At 57.1% G+C, this 12000-nt stretch carries 16 protein-coding genes and 1 tRNA gene; 14 read left to right on the top strand and 3 right to left on the bottom strand.

Annotated features, from left to right (window positions below):
* Positions 1 to 91 (bottom strand) — tRNA-Ser (locus ABYT07_RS14700).
* A 146-nt stretch (positions 92 to 237) separates the two neighbouring features.
* On the opposite strand from ABYT07_RS14700, the gene ABYT07_RS14695 reads away from it, so the two are divergent.
* The 10 genes from ABYT07_RS14695 (at position 238) to ABYT07_RS14650 (ending at position 8484) form a co-directional block, all read left to right on the top strand.
* Entirely contained in the window at positions 238 to 1080 is an 843-nt protein-coding gene (locus tag ABYT07_RS14695) for a DUF2059 domain-containing protein (protein ID WP_372992791.1), read from the top strand.
* A 38-nt stretch (positions 1081 to 1118) separates the two neighbouring features.
* A complete protein-coding gene (locus ABYT07_RS14690) occupies positions 1119 to 1892 on the top strand; it encodes a hypothetical protein (RefSeq protein WP_372992790.1) in 774 nt (257 codons plus the stop codon).
* A gap of 208 nt (positions 1893 to 2100) precedes the next feature.
* The gene (locus tag ABYT07_RS14685; RefSeq protein WP_372992789.1) at positions 2101 to 2811 is read left to right on the top strand and encodes a 50S ribosomal protein L21; all 711 of its coding nucleotides are present in this window, start codon (positions 2101 to 2103) and stop codon (positions 2809 to 2811) included.
* A gap of 12 nt (positions 2812 to 2823) precedes the next feature.
* Positions 2824 to 3093: a 50S ribosomal protein L27 gene (gene rpmA, locus ABYT07_RS14680; RefSeq protein ID WP_008225807.1), complete on the top strand. Its 270-nt coding sequence runs from the start codon at positions 2824 to 2826 to the stop codon at positions 3091 to 3093.
* Between the two features lie 130 nt (positions 3094 to 3223).
* Positions 3224 to 3829: a GNAT family N-acetyltransferase gene (locus tag ABYT07_RS14675; RefSeq protein ID WP_372992788.1), complete on the top strand. Its 606-nt coding sequence runs from the start codon at positions 3224 to 3226 to the stop codon at positions 3827 to 3829.
* Positions 3826 to 4428: a LysE family translocator gene (locus ABYT07_RS14670; RefSeq protein ID WP_372992786.1), complete on the top strand. Its 603-nt coding sequence runs from the start codon at positions 3826 to 3828 to the stop codon at positions 4426 to 4428. The genes ABYT07_RS14675 and ABYT07_RS14670 overlap by 4 nt, the downstream gene beginning before the upstream one ends.
* 2 nt (positions 4429 to 4430) lie before the next feature.
* The gene (locus ABYT07_RS14665; RefSeq protein ID WP_372992793.1) at positions 4431 to 4967 is read left to right on the top strand and encodes a GNAT family N-acetyltransferase; all 537 of its coding nucleotides are present in this window, start codon (positions 4431 to 4433) and stop codon (positions 4965 to 4967) included.
* Between the two features lie 31 nt (positions 4968 to 4998).
* Complete coding sequence (gene obgE / locus ABYT07_RS14660) at positions 4999 to 6033, top strand: GTPase ObgE (RefSeq protein ID WP_372992785.1); 1035 nt, start codon at positions 4999 to 5001, stop codon at positions 6031 to 6033.
* Positions 6021 to 7130, top strand: a complete 1110-nt coding sequence (proB, locus tag ABYT07_RS14655) for a glutamate 5-kinase (RefSeq protein WP_372992784.1) — start codon at positions 6021 to 6023, stop codon at positions 7128 to 7130. The genes obgE and proB overlap by 13 nt, the downstream gene beginning before the upstream one ends.
* Positions 7131 to 7206: 76 nt before the next feature.
* Positions 7207 to 8484: a glutamate-5-semialdehyde dehydrogenase gene (locus ABYT07_RS14650; protein ID WP_372992783.1), complete on the top strand. Its 1278-nt coding sequence runs from the start codon at positions 7207 to 7209 to the stop codon at positions 8482 to 8484.
* 6 nt (positions 8485 to 8490) lie between these two features.
* On the opposite strand, the gene ABYT07_RS14645 is transcribed toward ABYT07_RS14650, so the two are convergent.
* Positions 8491 to 9087 (bottom strand): histidine phosphotransferase family protein, encoded by a 597-nt coding sequence (locus tag ABYT07_RS14645; RefSeq protein ID WP_372992782.1) that lies wholly within the window; start codon positions 9085 to 9087, stop codon positions 8491 to 8493.
* Positions 9088 to 9119: 32 nt separating this feature from the next.
* Here ABYT07_RS14645 and ABYT07_RS14640 point away from each other — a divergent pair, with 32 nt between their 5' ends.
* From ABYT07_RS14640 to ABYT07_RS14630, 3 genes are all read left to right on the top strand, one after another.
* Positions 9120 to 9323, top strand: a complete 204-nt coding sequence (locus tag ABYT07_RS14640) for a DUF3553 domain-containing protein (RefSeq protein WP_372992780.1) — start codon at positions 9120 to 9122, stop codon at positions 9321 to 9323.
* A gap of 96 nt (positions 9324 to 9419) precedes the next feature.
* The gene (locus ABYT07_RS14635; RefSeq protein WP_372992779.1) at positions 9420 to 10184 is read left to right on the top strand and encodes a GNAT family N-acetyltransferase; all 765 of its coding nucleotides are present in this window, start codon (positions 9420 to 9422) and stop codon (positions 10182 to 10184) included.
* The gene (locus ABYT07_RS14630) at positions 10181 to 11014 is read left to right on the top strand and encodes a lysophospholipid acyltransferase family protein (protein WP_372992778.1); all 834 of its coding nucleotides are present in this window, start codon (positions 10181 to 10183) and stop codon (positions 11012 to 11014) included. Before ABYT07_RS14635 ends, ABYT07_RS14630 begins: the two co-directional genes overlap by 4 nt.
* Positions 11015 to 11021: 7 nt before the next feature.
* On the opposite strand, the gene ABYT07_RS14625 is transcribed toward ABYT07_RS14630, so the two are convergent.
* Entirely contained in the window at positions 11022 to 11591 is a 570-nt protein-coding gene (locus ABYT07_RS14625; RefSeq protein ID WP_372992777.1) for a GAF domain-containing protein, read from the bottom strand.
* A 310-nt stretch (positions 11592 to 11901) separates the two neighbouring features.
* Here ABYT07_RS14625 and ABYT07_RS14620 point away from each other — a divergent pair.
* Positions 11902 to 12000: 30S ribosomal protein S2 (locus ABYT07_RS14620; protein WP_372992792.1), on the top strand; the 99-nt coding region annotated here is incomplete at its 3' end.

The raw sequence follows: 12000 nt of genomic DNA, 5'->3' as shown, positions 1-12000 counted from the left end.
TGGCGGAGAGACAGGGATTCGAACCCTGGGAACCCTTTAGAGGCTCAACGGTTTTCGAAACCGTCCCGTTCGACCACTCCGGCACCTCTCCGCATCGGTGTGGTGCGCCCGTTTAGTATTGATTGATCAGGCTGACAAGGGGGGCAACTGCAGTTTTCGAAGTCACGGGGATTTTCATTGCTGGTTTGCGAATTTGGCCTAAGATTACAGTGACCATATTTGGAAGGATATTACACAATGCGCGCGTTTGCCCGATGGACAGTCAGTTTTACGTTCACTCTTGCCCTGCTGTTTGCGGGGCTGGCAGGGTCGGCGCGGGCAGCAGATCCGGCGCGGGTCGATGATTTTCTCGAAGTTACCGGCTTTGATATTGCCCTTGAGAGCATCCGGCTTTCTGCCGATTCCGCGCCGCAGATGTTGGGGATTGATGCCGAAGATTTCGGGTCTGAATGGTCCCGCCTTGTACGCGAGGTTTTTGATACCGATTTGATGCTGGCGATGGGCAGCGAGATTTTATCCAACACCCTAAGCGACGAGGCCCTTGAACATGCGGCGGGTTTTTATGCCGGTGATCTTGGAAAGCGGCTGGTTGTGGCTGAAAACGCGTCACATATGAAAGAAGACGATGACGCGAAATCCGAGGCGGGCAAGGCGATCATCGAGGGGCTTAACCGGATCGGGTCGCCGCGTGTTGCCTTGCTGGCGCGGCTGAATGCGGCGAGTGATGTCGAAGACAGCTCTATCCGGGCTATTCAAGAGGTTCAGATCAGGTTCTTGATGGCTGCCGCAAATGCCGGTGTGATCAAGTTGCAGATGGAAGAACCTGATCTGCGCGAGATGCTGCGCGTCGGTGAGGACGAAATGCGCGAAGCGATCAAAGCCAACGCGCTGGCCAGTTCCGCCTATACCTATCAGGCGTTTTCAGATGCCGAGATTGAAAGCTATGCCGAGGCGCTGGAGCACCCGACCATGCAGGAAGTTTATGCGCTGATGAACGCGGTGCAGTTCGAAATCATGGCCAACCGCTATGAGGCCGTCGCTCAGCGCTTGGCCGGCATGCAGCCCAGTCAGGACCTGTGATGCGCCGCTGCCTTTACTTGGTACCCCTATTTTGGCTGATGGCAACATCCTTATGGGCCGATGCGCGGACTTCTGTTCTGATGGATGTGCTCAAGATTGAAGAGGTGGCGCAGATCCTTCAGGCCGAAGGTATCGCCTCAGCCGAGACGCTGAACCAGGATATGCTGGGGGGCAACGGCGGGGCAGGGTGGCAGTTGCAGGTCGGCGCGATCTACCGCCCCCAACGCATCGTCGAAATGCTGCGCACGCGGCTTGAGGCCGAATTGCAAGGCGATCTGCGCGAAGAGGTAATCGCTTTTTTCGCGTCCGATATCGGGGCCGAGATCATATCGCTTGAAAACGCAGCGCGTGCGGCGATCGGCGACGATGACATCGAAAACGCCGCCCGTCTGCGCTTTGCCGAGATCGAGGGCACCGATGACCCACGGCTGGCCCAGCTCAAGGCGTTGGTCGAAAGCGGTGATATGATCACCCGCAATGTCACGGCGGCGATGAATTCCAACTATCAATTCATGCGCGGCCTTGCCGAAGGCGGCGCGATCAAAATGACCGAGAGTGAAATTCTGGCCGATTCCGCCGCACAACTGGATGCGATCACCGCAGACACGACGGGTTGGCTTTATGGGTATTTGCTGCTGGCGTATTCACCTCTTGAGGACGACGCGCTAGATCTCTATCTGGAGTTTGCCGAAACCGAAGCGGGAATGGCCCTGAACCGCGCGCTTTTTGACGGGTTTGGTGCCGCTTACGAGGATATATCCTATGCGCTTGGGCGCGCCGTGGCGTTGAACATGGTCGCGCAAGACCTTTAAACGGCATCTAACTTGCGTCAATCCTGTCGGCGCTTGACATAGGGGCCGCTGTGGTGCATCTGGCAGCTTCAACCCTAAGGGTGCCCATTTCGGGTGCCTTTGTTATTTTATGATCATCCCGAAACGGGGTGCGCTGTCCGAGGTGGGCCAAGGCCCGAAAACACCCATGATGGGGACCACAGGATGCGAAAACAGTAAAGGAAGACGCATGTTTGCGGTCATCAAGACAGGCGGCAAGCAGTACAAAGTTCAATCCGGCGATATGCTTCGGGTAGAACGTTTGGCTGCTGACGCGGGCGAAACAGTCCAGTTCAACGAAGTTCTGATGCTCGGTGGCGATAGCCCCGTTGTCGGTTCCCCTATGGTAGACGATGCCGGCGTTCAGGCCGAAGTTGTTGACCAGATCAAGGGCGAGAAAGTCATTCACTTCGTCAAGCGCCGCCGGAAGCACTCTTCCAAGCGCACCAAAGGCCACCGTCAAAAACTGACATTGGTTAAAATCGGCGAGATCATGGCATCTGGCGCAGGCAAGTCCGGCGCAAAAGCAGCCATCGGCACAGGTTCGGTCAGCGCAGCAGCCGTTGCAGCGATCGAATCCAACGCAGCAGCCAAGGTTGACGCAGCCAAGCCTGTTAAAAAAACCAAGGCTGAAAAAGCTGCAACCGCAGCTGCAAAGCCAGCCAAAGCAAAGCCCGCCAAAAAGGCAGCCGCCGTTGAAGGCGCTGACGACCTGAGCAAGATCTCTGGTGTTGGTCCGGTTATCGTAGGCAAGCTTCATGCTGAAGGCATCACAACATTCGCGCAAATCGCCGAATGGACAGAAGCTGACGTAGAAGCTATCGAAGAGAAACTGTCGTTCAAAGGTCGTGTGGGTCGTGAAGACTGGATCGCACAGGCCAAAGAATTGTCAAAAGGCTAAGGAGAGACACCAATGGCACATAAAAAAGCAGGCGGTTCATCCCGTAACGGTCGCGACTCTGCGGGTCGTCGTCTTGGCGTGAAAAAATATGGCGGCGAAGCTGTTATTCCCGGCAACATTCTGGTGCGTCAGCGCGGCACAAAGTTCTGGCCAGCTGAAGGCGTTGGCATGGGCAAGGATCACACGATCTTCGCCAAGGTTGACGGCAAGGTTCAGTTCCACAAGGGTCTGAAAAACCGCACGTTTATCTCGGTTCTGCCAGTGGCAGAAGCCGCAGAGTAAGCCGCACCCGAAGAGGTTAAAAATTTCAGGGATCGGCGGAAACGCCGGTCCCTTTTCTATTTACGCAACATTCTGTTTACAAAAATTCGATTTACACGACGTATCCAACCCGAAAAAAGGAAGGGCCATCATGACATTGCCAATGCGCCCTGACCTGACGGATGGTGTCGTGCGGTTGCGCGCCCCCAAACCCAGTGATGCCGCCGCGCGGTTCAAGCTGGGTAATACCCCTGAAATTCACCAGATGTTCGGTGCTGATCCGAAACATGTGCCCGAAATCACCAAGGCGCACGCCCAGAAATGGTACGATGCGCAAGCGATTGAGCCCCTTGCTTGGGTGATCGAGCACAAAAGGCGCATGATCGGTGCCTTGCGGATTCACAGCGTTAACACGTGGGATGCGCGGGCCAGCTTTGCGATCGGGATTCTTGACCCCAAAGCCTTGGGCAAGGGTTTCGGTACGCGCGCGACCCATCTGATCGCCGCCCATGCTTTTGGCACGCTGGCGCTGCACCGTTTGTCGGTTCGTGTCCTTGATTTCAACACCCGCGCCGTGGCTTGCTTTGGCAAGGTCGGCTTTGTCGACGAGGGGCGTGAACGCCAGTCTTGTTTCCGGGCGGGCAACTGGCATGACAATATCCTGATGGGATTGATCCAGCCCGACTATACCCCTGCCGTATATCCCGCGCCCAAGACGCGCAGGGCTGCCAAGCCCACGTCAAACGCCTTGTCATGAGCATCGCCCTGACCTCTTTCGTCGTTTTTGCGGCCAGCCAGATCGGCACGCCGGGGCCTGCAAATATGGCGCTGATGGCGACCGGTGCGCGGTTCGGCTTTCGTGCGGCACTGCCGTTTGTGGCGGGCGTCGCCCTTGGCAAACAATTGATCATCTGGCCCATCGGTTTTGGCCTGATGCAATTGGCCGAACGGGCACCTTTGCTGTTTACGCTGCTTAAATTCGCCTCTGCCGCCTATATTATCTGGCTGGCCTGGAAGGTTGCAAATCTACGGCTGGGGCAGGGCAAACAGGCGGATAACGCGCCGGGTTTTATGGCGGGCCTGATTGTGCATCCGCTGAACCCCAAGGCATGGGCCATGATCGTGGGCAGTTTCACCGCCTTTGTCGTGCCGGGCACGCCAACGCTAACTGCCACTGCGACGGTCGCAGCCGTGCTGCTAAGTTGCCAGATCATGCTACATCCGTTGTGGACACTGGCAGGCGCTGGTATCGCCAAGACCGTGGCGGGCACGATCTGGGAAAAATATCTGATGTGGACTTTGGCCGCCCTGACGGTGGCATCAGTCCTGTTCGTTTTGTTCGGAGGAGGAATATGACGATGACCATTCGGGCAACACCGCCGCAGGCCGTGATCGAAATGGAACGGTTTGACCTGCGCCCCGTGCGCATTTCAGATCAGGGTCTGATCGAATATTACGCCAGTGACCCACGGGTCGCGATGAACACCGTGTCCATTCCCCATCCGCTGCCCCCCGGCGTGATAGAGGCCTATGTAAAACGGGCCACGGTCGATCCGCGCACCGAAGACGTTTGGGTGATGGACGGGCTCAAATCCGGCGGTGCCGAAGTGATGGGCGTGATTTCACTGGTCAAAATGGACCGTGACCAATCCGAAGTCGGCTATTGGGTTGCACCTGCGTTCTGGAATACCCATCTTGCGTCCGAAGCGGTGCACGCTATCGTTCAGGCCAACCCTTTGGCCAATCAAAACATGTTCGCCTCGGTCTTTCGCGACAACCCCGCATCCGCCAAAGTGCTAACGAATGCGGGATTCCGCTATCTTGGCAACGCCGAAACCTATTGTCTGGCACGCGAGACCTGCGTACCTACATGGACCTATAGCATCAAGCTGTAGCCACAACACGCGCCCCGGAAAGGCCCCTGTCATGAAGTTCCTCGACCTGTGCAAAGTCTATATCCGCTCTGGCGCAGGCGGCGGCGGCTGCGTGTCGTTCCGGCGCGAGAAATACATCGAATATGGTGGTCCCGATGGCGGTGACGGCGGCGGCGGCGGTTCGGTCTGGGCCGAAGCGGTGGATGGTTTGAACACGTTGATCGATTTCCGCTATCAGCAGCACTTTTTCGCCCGCAATGGCCAGCCCGGCATGGGCAAGCAGCGGACCGGCAAGGATGGTGACGATATCGTTTTGCGCGTCCCCGTTGGCACCGAATTGCTGGACGAGGATCAGGAAACCGTAATCGCCGACATGACCGAACTTGGCCAGCGCGTTGAACTGGCCCGTGGCGGCAATGGCGGCTGGGGCAACCTGCATTTCAAATCTGCCACCAACCAGGCCCCCCGTCGCGCTAACCCCGGCCAAGAGGGTGTCGAACGGACGCTTTGGCTGCGCCTGAAACTGATCGCGGATGTCGGTCTGCTGGGGCTGCCAAACGCTGGCAAGTCGACGTTTCTTGCTGCCACGTCAAACGCGCGTCCGAAGATTGCCGATTATCCCTTTACCACCTTGCACCCGAATCTGGGCGTTGTGGGCGTGGACAATACTGAATTTGTTGTCGCCGATATCCCCGGCCTCATCGAAGGGGCCTCCGAAGGGCGCGGCCTTGGTGATCTGTTCTTGGGCCACGTCGAACGCTGCGCCGTGTTGCTGCATCTGGTTGACGGGACATCCCAAACCATCGCCGAAGACTATCAGACAATCATTACAGAGCTGGAAAAATACGGTGGCGATCTGGCGGATAAACCCCGCGTGACCGTATTGAACAAAATCGACGCTCTGGATGAAGACGAACGCGAAGCCGCCCGTTCCGAATTGGAAGAAGCCTGCGGTGGCGAGGTCATGATGATGTCCGGCGTCGCCCGCGAAGGCGTGACTGACGTGCTGCGCGCCCTGCGTGGCCAGATCGACGACGACCGCCTGCGGTTCCGCCCCGCTGAGGAAGAAGCACCTTGGCAACCCTAAGCGACGGCAAACGTATCGTTGTAAAAATCGGCTCGGCCCTGTTGGTGGACCGCGCAACTGGCAAGCTGCGCGGCGATTGGCTGCGGTCGCTGGCGCAAGATGTGGCGTGGCTCAAGGGGCAGGGCAAGGACGTCGTGCTTGTGTCCTCCGGCTCCATCGCGTTGGGGCGCGGGGTGCTGGGCCTGCCCGCAACCACGCTGGCGCTTGAGCAATCCCAGGCGGCGGCTGCCGTTGGCCAGATTCGCCTTGCCCGCGCTTACGAAGAGGCCCTTGAACCCCATGGTATCACCACGGCGCAGGTGCTTGTCACGCTCGAAGACAGCGCCGATCGTCGCCGCTATCTGAACAGCCGTGCCACGATGGAGCAATTGCTGTCGCTTGGCGCGGTGCCCATCGTTAATGAAAACGATACGGTCGCCACGGATGAAATCCGCTTTGGCGACAACGACCGGCTTGCCGCGCAAATCGCAGTAACAGTGGGGGCCGACCGCCTGATCTTGCTATCGGATGTCGATGGGTTTTATTCCGCCAACCCCAATGATGACCCCACGGCGATCCGCTATGAAACCATCACCACCATCACCCCCGAAATCGAAGCCCAAGCAGGCGATGCAGGGTCGGGGCTGTCCAAAGGCGGCATGAAAACCAAATTGATGGCCGCCAAAACCGCAACCGCGGCAGGCTGCGCCATGGCAATTTCCGAAGGCTCGCCCCTTCGCCCGCTTAGCGCGCTGGAAAACGGCGCGAATGCGACTTGGTTCACCGCCCAATCCGATCCGCAGACGGCCCGCAAGCTGTGGATCACGGCGATGAAACCGCGTGGCAGCGTTACCCTTGATGCCGGTGCGGTCGCGGCGATGGCACATGGTAAATCCCTGCTGCCCGCAGGCGTGACCATGGTGCATGGACCGTTTGAACGCGGCGACAGCATTGCCATCCTCACCCCCCAAGGACACCCGATCGGCTATGGCCTGACACGCTACGGATCAAAAGAGGCGGACTTGATCAAAGGTCGCCAAAGCTCTGAAATTGAAACGATTTTGGGTTTTCCAGGCCGGGCGGCGCTGATCCATCGGGACGATCTTGCACTGTCTTGATTTCCAAATGGTTCTAAATCCTCGCCGAAGGCTTTAGGCAGACTAAGTTAGCAAAAAACACAGGAAGAGTTTAGGTATGACCTTGGACACCACACAGACCGACGACATTCCCGCCCTGATGGCAGATATCGGCAACCGCGCCAAAGCCGCTGCCGCGACTTTGGGTTTTGCCAGCAGCGATCAAAAGCAAGCAGCCTTGGAACATGCTGCAGACGCGCTTTGGGAGACACGTCAGGACATTCTGGATGCCAATGCAAAAGACCTTGCCTATGGCCGCGACAAAGGTCTGTCAGACGCGATGATGGACCGGTTGATGCTGGATGAGGACCGCATTCGCGCCATGATGGACGGGCTGCGCAGCATCGCCGCCCAGCCTGATCCTGTGGGGCAGGTTATGACCGAATGGGATCAGCCTTCCGGCATCCATATCCAGCGCGTCCGCACGCCGCTTGGCGTGATAGGCGTGATCTATGAATCGCGGCCCAATGTGACCGCCGATGCGGGGGCCTTGTGCCTCAAGGCAGGCAATGCGGTGATCTTGCGCGGCGGCTCCGAAAGCTTTCATTCGTCCCGTGCTATCCATGCGGCATTGCAGGCGGGGCTTACGGCTGCGGGCTTGCCGATGGACGCCATCCAACTGGTGCCAACCCGCGACCGCGCCGCAGTCAGCGAGATGTTAACCATGACCGATACCATCGACGTGATTGTGCCGCGCGGTGGCAAGGGGTTGGTTGGACTTGTGCAGCGCGAGGCCCGCGTGCCGGTTTTCGCCCATCTCGAAGGCATCGTGCACATCTATATCGACGCCGATGCGGACCCTGAAAAGGTCCTCAAGGTCGTACTGAATGCGAAAACCCGTCGCACTGGGATTTGTGGGTCTGCCGAATGTTTGCTGATCCACCAAGACGTGGCCCGTACCATCGGCAAGGGCGTGATCAAGGCGTTGATCGATGCCGGTGTCGAAGTGCGCGCGGACGAAACCCTGTCCCAGATCGAAGGAACCGTTCCAGCAACGCAGGACGATTGGGGGCATGAGTTCCTTGATATGATCATCGCGGCCAAAACTGTGCCCGACATCGACGGCGCGATTGCCCATATCCGGCAGTACGGATCCAACCACACCGACTGTATCATCACCGAAGATGATGCAGCCGCGACAAAATTCATGACGCGGCTTGATTCCGCAATCCTGATGCACAACGCATCGACCCAGTTTGCCGATGGCGGCGAATTTGGCATGGGCGCGGAAATCGGCATTGCCACCGGCAAGATGCATGCGCGTGGGCCTGTCGGGGCCGAGCAGTTGACCAGCTTTAAATATCTGGTGCGCGGAAATGGTGCGGTACGCAGCTAGGGTGGTTTAGAACGAAATCACGATTTCGGTTTCCGTCGCTTTTGATGTAATCTGCAGCCCGTTATCGCTGGCGATGGCGGGCAAAAGACCAAACTGGACATGGGCGGGTTTGAGTTTCAGTTTTGGGTCCTGCGTCGCCAGCAGGGCCCAAATATCAGGGTCGATGATCAGCTTGTCGGCTGTGCCTCGGATAACCCATTTTTCCCCGTCGCGTTCGGCCAAAACATTGCCACCATAAGGCATCCCAGTTTCCAGACACATCAGCGCAAGAAAAGCCAATCGCACGTCGCTGCGCCGCTGCGGTTCGCTGATCCCCCACGTGGCGGAAGCCCGTGAGTCAAGATAAAGGTCGCGCAGGATCGAACTGATTTCGCCACTGCCCACCATCTGTTCACCCGACGCACCGAATGCGATCCGGAAAAATCGGATGCGCGCGCTGGCACTGCCGACACTATCGCCGATAAGGTCCATTTCGGGGCCTGATGCGGTACCCGACATCGACAACAGCTCAAGCCCATTGTTGATCGCACCGATGGGCGATATCAGGTCATGGCAAATGCGGCTGCCAATCAGGTTCGCAAATTCTAGATCTGACCTAGGCATAGGGGTGCCTCTCTTGAAAAGGATCGTAAATAATGGATGATCTTAACGCCATTCTGACACCCGGAATGCTTGTGCGCCACCCTGATTTCCCCGACTGGGGGGTGGGCCAGGTCCAAAGCAACATTGGCGGCAAGGTCACTGTGAACTTTCGAAGTGAAGGCAAAATGGTCATAGACAGCTTTCGGGTCGGATTGACCCCTGTTTTTGATGAAGGGTCTTCCTTAGCAAAAGGTTAATCATGGCGCTGACTTCGTGTATTTTGTCCAAGTATTGCGCTTGGGGCGGCAAGCCCCTATTTCAGTTTATAACGCGACCAAGGATCCAAACCGCCAATGACCATCGGAAAATCGGCAGATTTTGAGGTCCGTCTGGCGCGCACGCAAGACGAGCTGCGCGCAGCGCAACGCCTACGGTATGATGTTTTTGTTTCCGAACTTGGCGGCGGCGGGGCCCGGGTTGACCATGACCAGCGGCTTGAGGTGGATCATTTTGATGATTTTGTCGATCACCTGATCCTTGTCGATAAGAAAACCGCGCAAATCATTGGTGTTTATCGCCTTTTACGCCGCGAGATGGCCGACGCGGCAGGCGGGTTCTATTCAGAAAACGAATATGACCTGACCTCGCTTAAACAGTCGGGCCGCGAAATTCTTGAACTTGGCCGGTCCTGCCTGCACCCCGATTATCGCGGCGGCGTGGCGATGCATCACCTTTGGGCAGGGCTTGCGCGCTATGTGGCTACACACCGGATTGAAATTTTATTTGGCGTGGCAAGTTTTCACGGTACGGATTTTGCGGCATTGGCGCAGCCGTTGTCCTTGTTACATCACGCCTATCTGGCACCGGCCGATCTGCGGGTCCGCGCCGTGAAAACGGCCTTTCAAAGCATGGATCTGATCCCCGAGGCCGATCTTGACCGGCGCCGTGCCATGGTCCAGATGCCCAGCCTGATCAAAGCGTATCTGCGGCTGGGCGGCTGTGTGGGCGAGGGGGCGTTTATCGACCACGCCTTTAACACGACCGATGTCTGCCTGATGATGGACACGACGCAACTGAGCGACCGGCAGGCCAAGATTTATGGGGCGGGTCAATCATGAACAGCCGCTGGGACAGCGACGTACCGCAAGGCCAGATGGACATTCATCCATTGGGATGGGGGTTGGTCATGATGCGGGCTGTTCTGTTGGTCATTTTGGTGTTCGGCGGTTTGGCCGTCTTGCTGACCTTGCGCCTGTTCGAGCGGCCTTTGTTCGGCCAAGGCAGACCGGTCACGCCCCATATCACGCAGTTCGTTTGCAAAACGTCATTTTTTGTCATGGGCATACGCCGCCGCACGATTGGGAAACCGATGCTGCATCGCGGGGCCGTGGTGGCCAACCACACCAGCTGGCTGGATATTTTCACCTTGAACGCGGCACAGCGGATTTACTTTGTCTCGAAATCCGAAGTTGCTGGTTGGCCCGGTATCGGCTGGTTGGCCCGCGCCACCGGAACCGTCTTTATCGAGCGGAATCCAAAACGGGCGCGCGAACAGACGCAGGTGTTTCAACAGCGGTTGCTGCACAATCACCGCTTGCTGTTTTTTCCCGAGGGCACCAGCACAGACGGCTTGCAGGTCCTGTCGTTTAAGACCACTTTGTTTCAGGCGTTTTTCGCGCCACAACTGCATGATGCTATCTGGATTCAGCCGGTCAGCGTTTCTTACAAAGCCCCAAAAGGTGCCGATGCGCGCTTTTACGGGTGGTGGGGTGATATGACCTTTGGCGGCCATCTGGTGGAAACATTGTCAGTCTGGCGTCAGGGCCATGTGACAACATGCTATCACCCGCCAATCAAAGTGAGTGATTTCCAGAACCGCAAAGATCTGGCCTTGGCCTGCGAGAATCAAATCAGAGATGGCCATCAGACCGACGTGTCGGGCCAATGATTTCGGGTCAGTAACCGCCCAACAGCGCCAGCGGTGCCGCGATGATTGCAGAGAGAAAATATGTGGCGGCAAGGTCGTTGGCATCAAAGGCGCGCGCCTGCGCGTGTCCCGACAGTTCGAACGTCCCATATACAGTCCCGTCAAACAAAAGCGGTACCCCCAAGAAACGTGCCGCGGCGTTCCCCGTCAAATCCACCATTCCATCTTGGGCAGACCGCGTTGTATCCGCCAGCAAAAGCGGTAGTTTATCGGAAATCAGGCTTTGGCTGAACGCATTGTTCAGGTGTGTTCGCTGCACCGTTTTAGGCAAGAGGCACAGCCCCGAAGAAGCGGCGACCTCGATCGTTTGCTTCCGGATCAACGTAATATAGCCGTAGTCCATTTCGAACACATTGCAGGCTGCAGCAGTGATCGCTGCAAACCTGTCTTCGATGCGCAAACCTGGCAACGCCACAAGCTTTTGTACAAGCTGTGAAAAGTGCAAAATGGCATCATCTTGCCAGCCCAAAGGTCGGGCCTGCTGAGCCGGAGTGGAGTTTGTCATTGGCGGGAATTTCAATAATACGGTGCTTTGCATAGAACAATCTTTCGCATTTTATTGGTGAATAATTCGTTAACGTTTATGAACAAGACGAAAAATTACAGTCGAACTCTCTACTTATAAGGGAGGAATACAAGCGATTTAGGTGTGATTTCTATTTTTACTGCACCGGGCTGTCGGATATGTAGTTGTTACTTGCACGCAAGGCCCTTCTGTCCTATACGCGCGTTACTTAAACCCGCAGTCGGGGTTGGGCTTTTGGGGGAGAAATCCCTGAATGTCCGCCGGTTGGTCCCAACACGGGATCGAGACCCCCGACGAGGCAAAACCGGAAAGGTATAAAGACATGGCTCTTCCAGAGTTCTCCATGCGCCAACTGCTTGAAGCAGGCGTACACTTCGGCCACCAGACGCAGCGTTGGAACCCACGTATGGGTCCGTACATC

It is taken from the genome of Sulfitobacter sp. (genome assembly GCF_041552635.1).
Taxonomy (GTDB): Bacteria; Pseudomonadota; Alphaproteobacteria; order Rhodobacterales; family Rhodobacteraceae; genus Sulfitobacter.
The sequence above is the reverse complement of the archived record's forward strand: the minus strand, read 5'-3'. Positions and strand labels throughout refer to the sequence as shown.